The following is a 15,762-nucleotide window of genomic DNA, read 5'->3' as shown; positions in this document are numbered from 1 at the left end:
CGGGCAAACACGTCCTCTTCCAGGGCGCGGGCAGCCGCATAATCCCCCAGGCTCCCCAGGGTGGCCGCGAGGTTGCCGGCGGCCATGATCGTGGCCGGGTGGTCCTCACCGAGGATCCGCCGCCGCCGGGCAAACACGTCCTCTTCCAGGGCGCGGGCAGCCGCATAATCCCCCAGGCTCCCCAGGGTGGCCGCGAGGTTGCCCGTGTCCATGATCGTATCCGGATGGTCCTCGCCGAGGACCCGCCGCAGCCGGGCAAGCACATCCTCTCCCAGGACGCGGGCAGCCGCATAATCCCCCAGGTCCCGCAGGATGTTCGCGAGGTTGCCCGCAGCCATGATCGTATCCGGGTGGTCCTCGCCGAGGATCCGCCGCCGCCGGGCAAGCACGTCCTCTTCCAGGGCGCGGGCAGCCGCATAATCCCCCAGGCTCCCCAGGGTGATCGCGAGGTTGCCCGCGGCGCTGATCGTATCCGGGTGGTCCTCACCGAGGACCCGCCGCAGCCGGGCAAGCACATCCTCCTGCATGGCGCGGGCGGCCGGATAGTCCCCCTGGTTTACGAGGGTGTTCGCGAGGTTGCCGGCGGCCATGATCGTGGCCGGATGGTCCTCACCGAGGATCCGCCGCCGCCGGGCAAGCACGTCCTCCTTCAGGGCACGGGCGGCCGGATAGTCCCCCTGGTCTGCGAGGTTCGACGCGAAGTTGCCCGCGGCGCGGATCGTGTCCGGGTGGTCCTCGCCGAGGTGGGTGGACCATTGGTGGTGGGCGTGTTCGGCGAGACGGCGGCTGGTCGGATAGTCACCCTGGTCTCGCAGCGCCCAGGCCAGGGCAAGGATGAAGTCCCGGGCCTTGTCGCTGTCGGTGTCGAGCAGATCGGTGGCGAGCGCATGGGGGTAGAGCTGGGCATACCGGCGCCAGCCGTCAGGCGTCGTCGGGTTCTCGGGGTGACTGTGGGCGAGCAGCCCGCATGCCGCCTGGCGCAACGCCGGGCGGAGACTGTCCGGGGTGTCGTCGCGCAGCACCGCCTGAACCAGCCGATGCATCACCACCATGTCACCGACGACCAGCCGCACGATTGCGGTCCGCACCAGCGTGCCGATGATGTCCCGCAGCGCCAGGGGGTCACAGGCGACAGCGCCGAGCGGTGCGGGCAGCAAATCTGCGACCTCAGACCGGATCAGGTCGACCGGTATGGGTTCTGGGCCAAACTGAGCCCACAGCCGGGCGAGCAGAACGGCCGGTTCGTCAAGGGAGCGCAGGGCGATCGTCCACGTCGCCGCGACCGGCGCGTGATCCGCCGGGATGCCCCGGGCCATCACCTCGGACACCCGCTCGCGGAGCAGGTCCACATAGTCCCGGGCGGGTGTGCCGGTTTCCGCTAGCCACGCCCCAGCCTGTGCCAAGGCCAGCGGCAGGTCGTCCACCGCCGCCGCGATCTGCCCCGCCTCGGCCTCCGGGAGCCGCGGGACCCGCGCCCGCAGCAAGACCACCGCCTGGTCGCGGGGGAGCACGTCCACTTCCACCGTGCCGGCCAGCCGCGACCAGGCCAGATCCCGCGTTGTGACCAGCACATGCCCGCCGCCACCGGCCGCCGACAGCAGGCCGTAAAGATCCTCCGGTCTCTCGGCGTTGTCCAGGATGACCAGCCAACGCGGGAACCGTCCACCCTGGCGGAGCAATTCGACGACCGCATGTGCGGATTCCTCCGCCTGCCCGGCCACGGCAACCCCGACCCGCTCCGCCAGCGCGGCCAACGCCGTCAATGCCAGCGCCGGATCCTCGGCCGGCACCCACCAGACCAGGTCATAATCCCGGGCATGCCGGTAGGCGTACTGCACCGCAAGCTGCGTCTTCCCAACCCCACCCAGGCCGTGCAGCGCCTGTGGCACGGTCGCCGCCCGCCCATCCCCGACCAGCCGGCTACGCAGCTCGGACAGCTCTTCTTCCCGGCCGGTGAAATGCCGGTTGCGCTCCCACGGCAGCGACCACACCCCCGCCCGTCCGGCGGCCGGGAACCGCGGCCCCACATCGCCCGGACCAGCCCCGGGAAACGACGGCGGCCGGGACGGTCGAGCCTCCCCGGATGTTGCGGCTTCGACCATCCCGCCAAGCCGGGTTGCCGCCTCTGTCTCGTCGACGCCGTAGAGGTCGGTCCAGACGATCCCGTCGAATGGTGGTGGTGGGGAGAACTCCGCCACCCGGACCGGCAGCAGCCGCCGGCCGCGCCCGACGAGGTCTGAGCGCCAGGCCGCTTGCCACTCCGCCCCACACGCCTCCGACGCCACATACGCCGGCGAGAGCATCGCCACCGTCCGAGCAGACCGCGCCATCCCCGCGGCCATCCGCTCCGACCAACTCATCCCCGCCACCATGTGCCACGCCTGCACAAGAACCCGGTGGCCGGCCGCCTCCAACTGCCAGGCCACCCATTCCGCCCAACCCCGATCCACCTGCGTGTACGAGACGAAGAAGTCCCACTCGTACCCGTCGCCCCCGCTATCGACCACGACGCACAGCATCCCACCGATCACCCGGCCAGCAGCGCAAGAGAGCACTGCCACAGCGGTCGATCCGTCTTCGTAGCGGCCCGGTCTCGCGGGTGTTTTCCGCGAGGCCGGGCCGATTCGTGCTACGGGTGGTCGCAGTCGGGCACGGCGAGGGGACACTCGGGCTCATCGGACGGCGGAGCTTGTTCGTCGACGGGCGGCTCGCCGGAACCCGGGTTCGGGAGCGGCTTCGCGACCTGCTCCGGTCGGGCGATGGCCAGGCTGAAGAGATGGCCCGCCGCCATCGCTGGAACCCCGGAGAGACCCGGAATCTGGGTGGCGACGGGCACGAAGGCTGGCGCCGTCGGCCCGAGACCCAGCCGCCCAGAACTGTTGGAACCCCACGACCACGCCGTTCCGTCGGGGCGCCGTGCGAGAGCGTGATTGTTGCCGGCATCCAGGTCGACGAAGTCGTCCGGGGCGCCGACCGCCGCCGTCGGAGTGGCCGTGTCCTGCGTGTTGCCGATCCCGAGCTGCCCCAACGCGTTGCAGCCCCAGCCGAGCACCTTGCCGACAGCGCCGCCATCGGTCGACAGGACCAGCGTGAAGTCAGCTCCGCCAGCGGCCCTGGTGACGCCGCTCAGCCCGTCGATGCGGACCGGCACCGTGCCGTCCGCGCGCACGGCCACACTGTGGCTTCGGCCCACGGTGACATGAACGATCCGCCGCAGCAAAGGAGCCGAACCAGTGACCGAACCTGGCCCACGTGTCACCGACAACAACTGGGTCCTGAGCCGCGCCCTCGCACCCGCTTATCACGCGCACACCGCCACCCTGCGCGGCGTCGTCCGCCAGCACCTCGTCACCCGCGCCCTGCGCACCCACCTGCCCGCCCCACCCGGCAGGATCCTCGACGTCGGCGGCGGCGACGGCACCCAGGCCATCGCCCTCGCCCGCGACGGCTACCAGGTCACGATCTGCGACCCCGACCCCGACATGCTCGGCCAGGCCAGCGACAGCCTGCTCGCCGAACCCGCTCCCGTCAGCGCTCGTGTCAGCCTGGTCCTCGGTGACGGGCACGACGCCGCCACGCTCGTCGGCGACGGCTGGGACGCCACCCTCTGCCACGGGGTGCTCATGTACCTGCCCGACCCGGCCCCGCTGCTCGGCGTCCTCGTCTCCCTGACACGACCCGGCGGAACGATCTCCCTCGTCGGGAAGAACGCCACCGCGCTCGCGCTGCGCGCCGGCCTGCAGGCCCGATGGCACGAGGCCGTAAGCCTCCTCGACGACGAGACCACCGGCACCGAGATCGGCAACCTCGGCGTCCCCAGCCGCGGCGACGACCCCCTCCAGATCCAGGACCTGCTGGCGGCCGCCGGCGCCGACCCCGTCATCTGGCACGGCATCCGCGTCTTCACCGACCACCTCGGCGACACCCCACCCGGCCCCGACCTCGACACCGTCCTCGAAGCCGAATGGCAAGCCGGCCGCCGCGATCCCTACCGCCAGGTCGCCCGTCTCTACCATCTGATCCATATCCGCCGGTCATGACCACCACCCGGCCGCCCACCGGCCCACCCGGCCCACCGGCCGAGGCCAACGCACCCCCAGGACCATCCAAGAGCGTCTCCGGGCAACCTGGCCAGCCGCGTCAGGCACGCCGCTCGTGCCCCGCGTGCTTCGGCTACCACGCCACCTGGCCCCGCTGCCGCCGCCTCGGGATCAAGAGCCACCCCGGCTGGCACCAGAACTTCCTCCGCGTAGGCCTCACGAGCCACCCGGAGTCCGCGACCCGCGCCCTCGACGTCGTCATCGCGGGCGCCGCCGGCGACATCATGCTCACCACCCACCCTCGGCTTCCCCCGACCCCACACGGCTTCCCAGCGCACCCAACGCGAAGGCGTGAAGACGCCCACGCCCGACCCGACGAGAGGACTCCCCGTGCAGCCCCTGGCCCTGGACGCCACCCTCACCGATCTGCAGCGCTACGTCGCCGACATGGAAACCGAACGTGGCTTCACCAGCCACAGCGTGCACGAGCAGACCTGGCGCCTGATGGAAGAAGCCGGCGAACTCGCCCGAGCCGTCCGCAAGAACAACGGTCACCGATCTCAGGACGGCGACCTCGTCGGCAGCATCGACGAGGAGCTCGCCGACATCCTCATTTTCGCCTGTTCCATTGCCAACCGTCTCGACATCAACCTCACGCAGGCCATCCGTGACAAAGAAGCTTTCAATGAAACCAGAACCTGGCACTGATCGCGTTCGACGGCAGGAGAACGTCGCCAACCGCCAACCGCCAACCGGCAGAGCGGCGCGGTCACCGAGGCGACGAACCCACGACACCACCCGCCAACTCCTCCAGACCGTCACCGGCAGCCCATCCGGCCGCCTCACCGGCAGCCCATCCGGCCGCCTCTGCCAGTCCGAAGGCCTCTCCGACCTCGGAACCCTCCACAGCCAGCGTGCATGACCGCCGCGGCGGGGACACGCCGCGACAGGAGCGACCAGTGACCGATCCTCTTCCCGCCGGCGAGTCGCCTTCCCGCGCCGCGCTCCTCGACGCTCTCAGCGAGCTGCTCACCGGACACCGCGACGGCGGGGTGCTACGCGTCGCGATCGACGGGCCGGACGCGGCTGGTAAGACCACGCTCGCCGACGAGCTTGCCGACCGCGTCGGCCTCCGCGGCCGGCCGGTCATCCGCGCCAGCGTGGACGGCTTCCACCAACCCGCCGCGACCCGCCGACGCCGCGGCTCCCTGTCCGCGGAGGGCTACTTCCACGACGCGTTCGACTACGACGCTCTGCGCACCCGCCTCCTTGACCCGCTCCGCCCCGGCGGCGATCGCCGCTACCAGCCCGCCTCGTTCGACTACCGCGCCGACACCGCGCTCGACGTCCCCACCGAACGTGCCCCGGACAACGCGGTGCTGCTCGTCGACGGCGTCTTCCTTCTGCGTCCCGAGCTGCGCGCCCACTGGGACCTCGCGATCTACCTGCACATCAGCCCGGCCGAATCACTACGCCGCGCGCTCGACCGCGACGTCGAGGTCTTCGGCTCCGCCGGCACGGTCCAGGAGCGCTACAAGGCCCGCTACCTGCCGGGCCAAGCCCTATACCGCGACACCGCGACCCCACACGACCAAGCCCACATCCTGATCGACAACGAAGACCCGTGGGCGCCGCGCGTACTCCACTGGCGCTCGGTCTGAGCCGATCGACCGGTGCCGGCCGCGAGCGCGGCATCCGCACTTCTTCGGGACGGCGAATCGAGAATCTAGATGCCGCGTTGGCGCGGGCGGGCTGCCGTTTCGTGTTCGCCTGCCCGATCGCCGTAGGCCTGCCTCAGGACGGGCGCCGACGCGCCTCGGCAAGGCCACGATTCGCGAGCTGGTCAGCGAGGACGTTCCCGGGATTGCCGGCGTGCCCCTTCACCCACACCCATTCGACCTGGTGACGCCCGGCCAGAGAATCCAGCTGCCTCCACAGGTCAGCGTTCTTGACGGGCTTCTTTTCTCTCGTCTGCCAGCCGTTGCTTCGCCAGCGCGGCAGCCAGCCGCGGATCCCGTCGCGCAGGTACTGGCTGTCGGTATAGATCTTGGCGACCGACGGCCGGTTAAGCGACTCCAGCGCCTTGATGGCGGCCAGGAGCTCCATGCGGTTGTTGGTCGTGTCGTCCGGCTCGCCACCACAGAGCGTCTTCTCGTGGCGGCCGTAGCGCAGGACGACGCCCCAGCCGCCGGGCCCGGGGTTACCCTTGCACGCCCCGTCCGTAAAGATCTCCACCACGCCCGTCATACCAGGTTGCCGCACTGGCTGGACTTCGCCGGTCTCAGTCAGCCTCGCCCGGTCGCCGACCGCGGCCAGCCGCGTCGGTGGCGGTTCCAGACCCGGGCCCTCCGCTGAGGAAGCGTCCTGCTGGGCCAGTCGTTTCTTCCAGCCTGGCGGAGGCGGCCAGGCAACGCCCCACTCCGCGAGCTGTTCACGGGTCCAGCCGCCGGCAGACGTCCGCGCGGCCTCGATCTCGTCCGGGGTCGGAGCCACGACGTGATCCTAGATCACGGTCACCTGGGGATGCCTGTAGGAGGTCATCCCCTCCCCGCCCCGGACCGGCTTCGCCGACACGCCAGGCCTCGGCAACGGCGAAGCTGTCCGACCAGCGCCGCGCCTCGGCCCGGTCTGGTCCGGCGCCTGGTACGGCCAACTCACCAGAACCTCCACGGTGGCGGCCCGGTCACGGAGTCCGGCGGCGTACTGGTCGATCACGTCGCTGAACTTCCACTTCCCGTCGTGCAGGTGCCGAGGCGGCCCGGCGCCGTGCGGCGAGTGGCGATCGGTGGTTGCGATCGCCGGCACTACGGCTGGATCCGGTCTGTGTCGGTCTTTAATCGCTTGACCGACATGGAATGCTGAGGCCGTGGATGGCTCAACTCGTGTCGAGACTCGCGTCGGGACTTTGTGGCTAGGCTGACGGTCGCGACGTGCCAGTTTCCGGTGGACGCCGACGTCGCGCGCAACGGCCGATACGTCATGCGTCAGATGCTGTCCGCGCGGAAGCAAGGGGCGGACGTCGCGCACTTTCCGGAGGCATGCCTGTCGGGCTACGCAGGCTCAGACTTCCCGAACTATGACGGGTTCGACTGGGAGTTGCTCGAACGTGTCACGCGGCGCGTCCTAGCCCTGGCTGGCGAGCTTCGGTTGTGGGTCGTGCTTGGTTCGACACACCGACTGACCGGTGATCATAAACCGCACAACAGCCTCTACATCATTGACGCCAGGGGTCGTATCGTTGATCGCTACGACAAGCGTTTCTGCGCCGGCGATCCCGAGGGACGCACCGGCGACCTGGCGCACTACACACCCGGCGACCACCCGAGCGTGTTCACAATCAGCGGTGTTCGGTGTGGTGCGCTGATCTGCCACGACTACCGGTACCCGGAATTGTACCGCGAGCACAAACGGCAGGACGTCCAGCTGATCTTCCACTCCTACCACGCCGCCCACATGACATCTGGGAAGGTGGCCGAACTCCGCGCCGCCATCGGAGAAGACGTGCAGCGCTTCAACCCCGGGAGCACCTACCCCGGCATCACCATGCCGGCGACGATGATCGCGCAAGCGGCAGCCAACCACGTCTGGATCAGCTGCCCGAACTCCTCTGCCCGCGAGAGTTGTTGGGGCGCCTTCTTCGTCCGCGCCGACGGTGTCACGACCGGACGATTGCCGCGCAACCGGACCGGCGTGCTGATCTCTACCATCGACACCGAGGCTGCGCTGTACGACTCCACCGCGGCCTGGCGTGCCCGCGCGATGGGCGGCGCGCTCCATAGCGGGACGCTCGTGCACGACTCCCGCTCCGAGCAGCGCACCCAGCTGTGACCGGCTGACCGGCGGCTGTTGGCACCCACCAAGCCGACCGACCATCACGAGTCGCTCGGCAGGCCAGGCGGCACCGGGGACGCGCCGGATCGTTGACCTCAACGAGGATCTGGATCAGCAGCGCCCGGACAACCCTGGGCGATCAACCGGCCATGGGTGCCTACGCCTCCCCCGCGAGCGGCCCGGATGCCCCGGGAGGAAGGCACCAGGTGTCGCATCCGTGGTCCGCCTTGCCTCGCCGGGCCTGCCGCGACTTGTCCGGATTGAAAAGGGACTGATTGGCAATCCGCGCATGTCCACAGAGGGCGGAGGACCCGCCTGGCGGGGGCCGTCCCGGTGGAAAGTCAGGTGGGGTCACGGCGCATCTCGGCGCTCAGCGTGCGCCGAGGCGCGCGGCGAGTTCTGGCGGGAGAGCGAGGGCCCGTTCGTCGGGGAGGAGGGCCTGGGCATCGGTGAGGGCGCCGACGCGGACGAGTGATCTGATCTGGTGCGCCAGCGGCGTCACGTCGCGGATCCGCTGGATCCAGCCAGCGACGTAGCGGCGGCTGGCTTCTGGGCCGAGGCCGATCTGGATGGCGCGCCGCTCGGTCGGTCGTAGGTGAAGGTCGCGGTCGGGGTCCCACTGGATCCGGACAGGGGACGCTGCCAGGGCAGCCCGCCAGGCCCGCTCGTCGTCGTGCAGGCGCCGGTCGAACGCGCTCAGGCACGCCTGTGACAGCGCCCAGGACAGGTCGTCCCGGCCGATCTGGATCTCGAGGACCCGTTCCTGGTTCGGCTTGGTCGCCCAGCCGGAGCGGTACATCATCCACAGGAAGGAGGGTTTGATCCAGGTCATCCGCTCGGCGCGGAAGGGTGGGACGAACGTTCCCGCCCGCACGGCCGGCTCGGCGATCGCGGCCGGGTAGGCCTGGTAGACGGTGACCGTCTGGTCGGTGTAGCTCGCGTGGATCTGTCGCATCGCCCATCAGAGTCGCGTGGCTACCTGCTCACCGTCCAACCAATTTCAGCCATCAGCCCCGGAATGCGCCAGCCGGGCATGCTCCTGGCCGGGACCGAGCCAGGCCGCGTCCAGCGCGCCGCGCATCACAGGATCACCCGGTATCTCCGGTGGCTCTGACACCCTGTCGTCGTGAGCTCCCGTGTCATCGCGCCAAAGACTCGAGCCAACCGCGACGCGGCGGACATCACGTGGGACTCTGTAGACGATCGACCCAGATTTGCTGGCGCCCGTTGAAGGGCTGAGTTGATGGGCTTGACATGCTTGACGGCGCGGAGCCTCACCTGAGTGGCGAGGAGGGCCTGCCGCGGCTGAGGGATGTCTACTCCGATCTCGTGGATGACCTTGTGACCATGCTGCGGGAGGCATGTTCAGAGGATCCGATTGCCGACTCGATCGCGGACCTGCCCTTCCACGGTGTCTGCCGCGGCTACGTGCTGACCGCTCCGGAGGCGTCGCCGACTCCATCGGTCATGGAAGTGGGGCGGGGAGATGAGGTGATCTTCCTGCTGGGCCTTGATCCCAGCCACTCGGTGGTCACCTGGATCGATGTTCTCGACGGCCACGGGTTGTCTCTTACGCCTCCGACTTCGTAGACAGTTGACGCCCGCAACCGTCACTGATGCCGCGACCCGGCATGGTCGCGGGCGCTGGCTCGCTGTACCCCTTGGCTCCCTGACTTGACCAGGCCCGGCAGTGCCAGATCCATTCCGGGCCGGAGCTAACGCCTGGATCGAGTTTGACACGCTACAGGCATTTGTACTCACCCTTTACGTGTTCCACGGAAGTAGCGATGCGGGTAGCCGCAAAATTTCAGGGTCACGCTCGGCCACGAACCGCGCCTCGAACGGCCAGCGCCTTTCGCCTAGTTCTCGTCGCAGTAGGAACACCAGGAAAAGGCCAAGACCAGACGCGGCCACGAAGGTGGGCTCGTCCTCCCGTTCAGCTACATCAATAAAGAGCACAGGGTCACCGTCGAACAGTTCTCTGCTCGCATCGACCACGTAGGCATTTCCATGCCCGCCACCAGCGACCGGAATCCAGCACCGGCCGCTCCACACTGGATGTAGCGACATCACCGACCCAATGTTGAGACTCGCCCTCGGGTTTCCGGCACCATAGATCCCGCCTGGTCCCGCCATAACTCCGTTGCATTGGTACAACCACTCTTCAAGGTCCGCCGGGAGGGCATAGCCGAGCCGGACGGATAGCTCGTCAAGCTGCTCAGATGTCGCGCCGGCGCCTCCAACGGCTTCCGGGGGTTGCGGGACCAGCGGAAGCAAGGAAATCGCCTCAGCGAGATCCGGATTCATTTCGGAAACTCCATCCTCGACCTAAGCCATGGAGAAGGGTCAGTCGAGACCGATCGTCACCCAGAAGGAGTCCAGGTGAACGGGCCGTACCGCCGCCGACCACGATGGCCATCTCACCTTCCGAGGTATCCAGGAGGCCAGGTGTTCACGTCACGGCCGTTGACCAGCCAGGTCTCGAAGCCGTGCACCTACCGAAAAGTACGCCCGCACAGATCAGGCTGCATGCCCTTACGCGTGAAGGATGCCGCCGAGCGGGTCGCGTCGGCCGGTCGGACTGTCCTCGGTCGGTGTGAGGCGAGGCACACCTGCTCTCGACGGCCGGCGGATTGCACCCTGCGCAAGAAGGCCGTTGCGGCGGTTCGCGCCGCTCCGTGACTGTGTTGGACCGGGGGCGTCACGCCTGGACAGGTGGCGCCGCTGCGGCGTCAGGCAGGTCACACCACTGCGGGCTGGAGGCCTTGTGCGGTTCTCGCTGTTCTACCCGGTGGCGGTCGCCCGCCATGACCAGCTCGGTTCCGGGCTGCTCGGCCTCGACCCCGGCCTGTACGCGACGGCGCTCGCCGAGCTGAAGGAGCAGGCGATCTGCGCGGACACCTACGGGTGGACGTCGCTGATGCTCGCCGAGCACCACTTCGAGGTGGAGGGCTACCAGGTCACGCCGAACCCGCTGCTGCTCAACGTCTTCCTCGCCCAGCACACCACCCGGCTGCGCCACGGCCAGATGGGCCTGGCGCTGCCGAACTGGAACCCGCTGCGGCTCGCCGAGGACATCGCGATGGCCGACCATCTCACGGGCGGACGCCTCGACGTCGGTCTCAGCCGCGGCTACCAGAACCGGTCGATCGCTACCCTCGCCCAGCATTACCACGCCGACGCCGCCGGCACCGGGCGTACGGACGCCGAGGCACGCAACCGGCGGCTTTTCGAGGAGTGGTTCGAGGTCATGCGCCGGTCATGGACCCGGGACCTGTGGTCGTACGAGGGAGAGTTCATCCAGGTCCCGCCACCCGGCCTGCCCTGGCCGCACCCGGTGACGGCCCGCCTCGGCGGTGGCGTCACCGACGGCGTCGTGACCGAGCTCGCCACCGTCCCCAAGCCGCTGCAGACCCCGTACCCGCCGCTGTTCACCACCCTCACGCAGAGCACGCAGACCCTCGACTGGGCTGCCCGCGTCGGCAGCACGATCGTCACCATCGCCACCCAGCCCGAGCAGGCCCGGGGCATCTTCGAGGCCTACGCGTCGGCGGCCGCCGGCTACGGCCGCACGGTCGGCGTCGGCGCGTACCACCCGGGCGGCGGGGTCGCGCTGTCCCGGGCACTGGCCGTGGCGGCGACCCACGAGGAGGCCTGGGAGGCGGCCCGGCAGGGCGCCGTGATGACCACCGACTGGCTCGGCGAGTTCGGCTTCTTCGAGGCGTGGCGGCTGCCCGGCCAGGAGGGCCCGGTGCCGCGCACCCTGGAGCAGATGGTCGCCGCCGGGGCGCTGCTCGTCGGCACGCCGGACGAGGTGGGCGAGCAGTTGGAGAAGCTGCGCGACGAGACCGGCGTCGAGTACGTCATCTTCAACGCCGCCGGCGGCATGACAGAGCATCAGCGCATGCTCGACATGATCCAGCTCTTCGGGGAACATGTGATCCCGGCGCTGTCGTCGGTGGAGCCGGCGGAGGTGTCACCGAACGAGCCGGCCGCGGCCGATCCGGTTTCCGCCGCCGGCTGACCGCGCCGCCGGCGCAACCTCGCTCGAAGGGCCGACCGCGTGCACGGCACCAACAGCGACGACGACGTCAACGGGGACGACGTCGACCGGGACGACGACCGCGGCGACGAGACCAGCGGCGGCGGCAGGACACGCGGCGACCGTGTCGGCGGCAACCTCGGCGCCGGCAACGCGAGCGGCGATGCCGGGACGGCCGCCGGAGTCGCCGGCGACGGCGTGAGTCCGACGGCCGGCGGGGTGCGGTCCATCCACCGCGCGTTCGCCGCGCTGGAACTGCTCGTCGCCGCCGCCCCACGGGCGGTCCGGACGTCGGACGTCGCCGCGCACCTGGAGGTCGACCCGGCGACCGCGTCGCGGCTGCTGGCGACACTGCTGGCACGCGGCTACGCCACCCGCACCCCGCAGCGCCGCTACACCGTCGGCCCGCGTTCCCTGCGCATGGCGGTCGACTGGATGGAACGGCTGCGCGCCGCCAGCGACGGGCCGATCACCAGGGTGGCCCGAGCCACTGGCGAAACGGTGCTGCTCTGCCAGCTTCTCGGCGGCGGCGCCGTGCCGATCGCCGCCCGGCTGCCCGCCGCCGGCCCGCCCGCCCGCATCCCGCCGATCGAGCGCGCCGACGGCGGCTATCCCATCTGGGCGACCGCCGCCGGCCGCGCGCTGCTCGCCGCCCTGCCCGCCGCGGACCGACGCAGGGTCCTGCCACCCGAGCCGTACCCGACCCTGACCGGCCAGACGCCGACCACCTGGCCGCGGCTGCGCGACGCGATCCGGGCCGGCAGCCGCCACGGCGTCCACTTCGAGCACGGCGAGACGATCGCCGGCCTGTGGTGCTACGCGACCCCGCTGCTGCCCGGCAGCGACGGCGAGATCCTCGCGCTCGCCGTGGTCGCGACCGGCGACCTCGATACCGCCCGCCACGCGCGCATCACCCGCACACTGCGCGCGGAGAGCCGCGCCGTCGCCGACCACCTGGCTCACACCCCGGCCTGATCCCGCCCGGCCACGAGGCCCGGCGCGCCCCGCCAGCGCCACCTCCCGCACGCCCCGCGCACAGAGGAAGTCGCGGATCAAGGTCCCTAATCGAGTTCTGGCCCGGTGCAGGTGCCGTCTCACGTATCTGTCTCCCGGTCGAGTTTGTGATCTCCCGGTTGGTGTCGAGTCGGCGCTGTTGCGGCGGTGGAGGCCACGGTCGCGGCCGGCGGCCGGGGTTCCCCAGGTGATGGCACCCTCGTCGCGTGGCACGGTAGTGGCACCGCTACTCTCACGCACTATGTGGAGGCGTGGTCAGGATCTGTCTTGATCGTTGATCAGACACAGCTTGCCGCGGCGTTGCCCGGCTACACGCTAGGTGACGAGATCGGAGCCGGATCGTTCGGACTGGTGGTGGCCGGCTGGCACCGACGTCTGCAGCGCGACGTCGCGATCAAGGTGGTCTCCGCGGGCTGGCGCAGCCCGGGTCAGGCCCGTCCCGTCGCCGCCGAGGGCCGGATCCTGGCCAGCCTGGACCACCCCCACATCGTCCGCGTCTATGACCACGTCGAGTCCGGCGACCTGCATCTGATCGTCATGGAGATGCTCGCCGGGGGGACGCTGACCCGCAGGACGCCGCGGCTCGGCCACCGCGAGGCGTGCGCGGTGGGCCTGGCGGTGGCCGACGCGCTGTCCGCCGAGCATGATCGCGGTGTCCTGCACCGCGACATCAAGCCCGACAACGTGCTGTTCGACGGCGCCGGCCTGCCGAAGGTGGTCGACTTCGGGATCGCGAAGCTGATCCGCGGGTCGGCGGCGACGGCCAGCCGGGTTTTCGGCACGCCGATGTTCATGGCACCGGAGCAGTTCCTGGCGGGTCGGCTCGGACCCTACACGGACCTGTACGCGCTCGGGGTGATGCTCTACCTCCTTATGGCCGGCCACGTGCCCTTCGAAGACGCGGACGTGGGGCCGGCCGGCACGTCCGCCGGACCCCTGCCGTCTCGGTATCGCGACCGGCATCTTCTGGGTGACCGTCCGCCGGCCCCCGTCGGCGTGCCCGACGCGGTGGCCGACGTGATCCCGCGCTCGCTGGACCGGAATCCGGACCGGCGGCCGCCCTCCGCGCGCGCCTTCGCTCTGGACCTCGCCCGCGCCGCCGCCGCCTCCTGCGGCCCCGGGTGGCTCGCCGAATCGGGAATCCCCGTCCGGCTCGCCGACGAGGTCCGCGCAGCAGCCGAACGGCCCAGTGCCCTCGCCGGCCCCGCCACAGGGACGCTCATCCTGCCGCCGCCGGCCGGTGCCGCCTTGGCCCCCGATCCGACGATCACCTATCCCCGCGCCGCGAGACTCGACGGCGACATGGACCCGGAGTTGGAGGAGAGCTCGACCGGGCCGACGGCCGGGCCTCCGGCCCAGACAGCGCCCCTGGACGACGCCGACGGCCACCCGCCCGCCAGCGATGATCTTCAGGGCCCGCGCGGCGGACATCCTGGCCAGCCAGACACACCCCGGCGCCGCTCGCCGCAGCCGCACCGCCGGCATGTCACGGCCGCGGTCGCGCTGCTGCTTTCCGGTGCCGCCGGTACCGCCCTAACCCTCACTCTCACCCTCGGCCGTGAGAACGGCACCCGGTCCCTCGGGCGTCCACTGACCGACCACACCGACTGGGCGCTGTCGGCGGTGTTCTCCCCGGACGGGCAGATCATGGTCAGTAGCAGCAGGAACGGCGAGGTGTGGATGTGGGACCTGACCGACCGTTCCGCGGCCAAGCGACTCGGCCACCCGCTGACCGGTCCTCGCGACGGGGTGACGTCGTTGGTGTTCTCCCCGGACGGGCGCATCCTGGTAGGCAGCGGCTGGGATGGCACCGTGTGGCTGTGGGACCTGACCGACCGCTACGCGCCCGAACTGGTCGGCCGCCCGCTGACCGGCCACACGGGACCCGTGTGGTCCGTGGCGTTCTCCATGGACGGCCGCACGCTCGCCAGCGGCGGCGACGACAAGACGGTGCGGCTGTGGGACATGACCAACCGCGTCGCGCCACAGCAGCTCACGCGACTCACCGATGACACCGGCTATGTGACCTCGGTGGCGTTCTCCTCGGACGACCGCATCCTGGCCGGCGCCGGCAACGGCAAGAACGTCCTGCTCTGGGACATCGCCGACCGTTCCGCCCCGCGTCGGCTGGAGCGGTCCGTGGCCGGGCCCACCGTCGCGTTCGCGGCGGCGTTCTCCCCCGATGGCCGCGCCCTGGCCACCGGCGGCTCCGACGGCGTGATCCGGCTGTGGGACCTCGCAATCCCGGACGATCCGCGCCCGGTCGGCAGGCCGCTGACCGGGCACACCAACCGCATCTGGTCGCTGGCATTCTCCCCAGACGGCCGCACCCTGGCCAGCGGAGGATTCGACAACTCGGTGCGGCTGTGGAACGTGGCCGACCGCTCCAACCCGAAGCCTCGCGGCGGGCCGCTGACCGGCCACACCGGCTGGGTGTTGTCCGTGCGGTTCTCTCCGGACAGCCAGGTGCTGGCCAGCGCCAGCAGCGACCACACCGTGTGGCTGTGGTCCCTGCCCTGACCGCCCGTGGGTCCGAGCTCGAAGCCTCCGGCCGCGTCTACCTCCACCAAAACCCCGAACCTCTTCAAGGGCACGCGCGAGATCCAGCGCCTCATCATCGCCCGCACCATCTCTGGGGTGCACATTCGCTGGCAGCAGGTTGGTGACTGCCAACCGTCGGGCCCCCGACTTCATGATCGAGTGCCCGTGTTGTGCGCGACGGTTCGGACGAGCCCGAGCCGGGCAACGCACGGGTTCGGTCCGCCTGGCCCACACCCGCGCCTCCCGCTGACGAGGAACGAGACCGCCCGATTCCTCAACGCCGGTGTCAGGCCG

At 70.4% G+C, this 15,762-nt stretch carries 13 protein-coding genes; 8 read left to right on the top strand and 5 right to left on the bottom strand.

Annotated elements, in window-relative coordinates:
• On the bottom strand, positions 1-2,531 hold a 2,531-nt coding region (fxsT, locus tag I6A81_RS17460; protein ID WP_307874723.1), incomplete at its 3' end, for an FxSxx-COOH system tetratricopeptide repeat protein.
• A 98-nt stretch (positions 2,532-2,629) separates the two neighbouring features.
• Positions 2,630-3,169, bottom strand: a complete 540-nt coding sequence (locus tag I6A81_RS17455) for an RCC1 domain-containing protein (RefSeq protein WP_202999821.1) — start codon at positions 3,167-3,169, stop codon at positions 2,630-2,632.
• Positions 3,170-3,233: 64 nt separating this feature from the next.
• Between I6A81_RS17455 and I6A81_RS17450 the strand changes: the two genes are divergently transcribed.
• From I6A81_RS17450 to I6A81_RS17440, 3 genes are all read left to right on the top strand, one after another.
• Complete coding sequence (locus I6A81_RS17450; protein ID WP_202999819.1) at positions 3,234-4,040, top strand: methyltransferase; 807 nt, start codon at positions 3,234-3,236, stop codon at positions 4,038-4,040.
• 390 nt (positions 4,041-4,430) lie between these two features.
• Positions 4,431-4,748, top strand: coding sequence for a MazG nucleotide pyrophosphohydrolase domain-containing protein (locus tag I6A81_RS17445; protein ID WP_202999817.1), 318 nt, complete (start codon positions 4,431-4,433; stop codon positions 4,746-4,748).
• 251 nt (positions 4,749-4,999) lie between these two features.
• Positions 5,000-5,701 (top strand): nucleoside/nucleotide kinase family protein, encoded by a 702-nt coding sequence (locus I6A81_RS17440; protein WP_202999815.1) that lies wholly within the window; start codon positions 5,000-5,002, stop codon positions 5,699-5,701.
• A 133-nt stretch (positions 5,702-5,834) separates the two neighbouring features.
• Here I6A81_RS17440 and rnhA read toward each other — a convergent pair whose 3' ends face one another.
• Positions 5,835-6,287 carry a ribonuclease HI gene (rnhA, locus tag I6A81_RS17435; RefSeq protein WP_202999870.1) on the bottom strand — a complete coding sequence of 151 codons (453 nt, stop codon included), beginning with the start codon at positions 6,285-6,287 and terminating at the stop codon, positions 5,835-5,837.
• A gap of 660 nt (positions 6,288-6,947) precedes the next feature.
• On the opposite strand from rnhA, the gene I6A81_RS17430 reads away from it, so the two are divergent.
• Complete coding sequence (locus I6A81_RS17430; protein WP_202999812.1) at positions 6,948-7,868, top strand: carbon-nitrogen hydrolase family protein; 921 nt, start codon at positions 6,948-6,950, stop codon at positions 7,866-7,868.
• 373 nt (positions 7,869-8,241) lie between these two features.
• On the opposite strand, the gene I6A81_RS17425 is transcribed toward I6A81_RS17430, so the two are convergent.
• On the bottom strand, positions 8,242-8,826 hold the full coding sequence (locus I6A81_RS17425; RefSeq protein WP_202999811.1) for a DUF4291 domain-containing protein: 585 nt from the start codon (positions 8,824-8,826) through the stop codon (positions 8,242-8,244).
• Between the two features lie 299 nt (positions 8,827-9,125).
• On the opposite strand from I6A81_RS17425, the gene I6A81_RS17420 reads away from it, so the two are divergent.
• A complete protein-coding gene (locus I6A81_RS17420; RefSeq protein ID WP_202999810.1) occupies positions 9,126-9,461 on the top strand; it encodes a hypothetical protein in 336 nt (111 codons plus the stop codon).
• Between the two features lie 174 nt (positions 9,462-9,635).
• Here I6A81_RS17420 and I6A81_RS46215 read toward each other — a convergent pair whose 3' ends face one another.
• Positions 9,636-10,178, bottom strand: a complete 543-nt coding sequence (locus I6A81_RS46215; RefSeq protein ID WP_202999809.1) for an SMI1/KNR4 family protein — start codon at positions 10,176-10,178, stop codon at positions 9,636-9,638.
• Between the two features lie 460 nt (positions 10,179-10,638).
• Between I6A81_RS46215 and I6A81_RS17410 the strand changes: the two genes are divergently transcribed.
• The 3 genes from I6A81_RS17410 to I6A81_RS17400 all read left to right on the top strand — a co-directional run bounded on the left by I6A81_RS17410 (position 10,639) and on the right by I6A81_RS17400 (position 15,447).
• On the top strand, positions 10,639-11,895 hold the full coding sequence (locus tag I6A81_RS17410) for an LLM class flavin-dependent oxidoreductase (RefSeq protein ID WP_202999808.1): 1,257 nt from the start codon (positions 10,639-10,641) through the stop codon (positions 11,893-11,895).
• Positions 11,896-11,934: 39 nt separating this feature from the next.
• Positions 11,935-12,888, top strand: a complete 954-nt coding sequence (locus I6A81_RS45615; RefSeq protein WP_202999807.1) for an IclR family transcriptional regulator domain-containing protein — start codon at positions 11,935-11,937, stop codon at positions 12,886-12,888.
• Between the two features lie 306 nt (positions 12,889-13,194).
• Complete coding sequence (locus tag I6A81_RS17400) at positions 13,195-15,447, top strand: WD40 repeat domain-containing serine/threonine protein kinase (RefSeq protein WP_202999806.1); 2,253 nt, start codon at positions 13,195-13,197, stop codon at positions 15,445-15,447.
• Positions 15,448-15,762 lie beyond the last annotated feature (315 nt).

Source organism: Frankia nepalensis, assembly GCF_016786325.1.
Classification (GTDB): Bacteria; Actinomycetota; Actinomycetes; order Frankiales; family Frankiaceae; genus Pseudofrankia; species Pseudofrankia nepalensis.
Note: the sequence above shows the minus strand (reverse complement) of the source record. Positions and strands in the feature narration are given on the sequence as shown.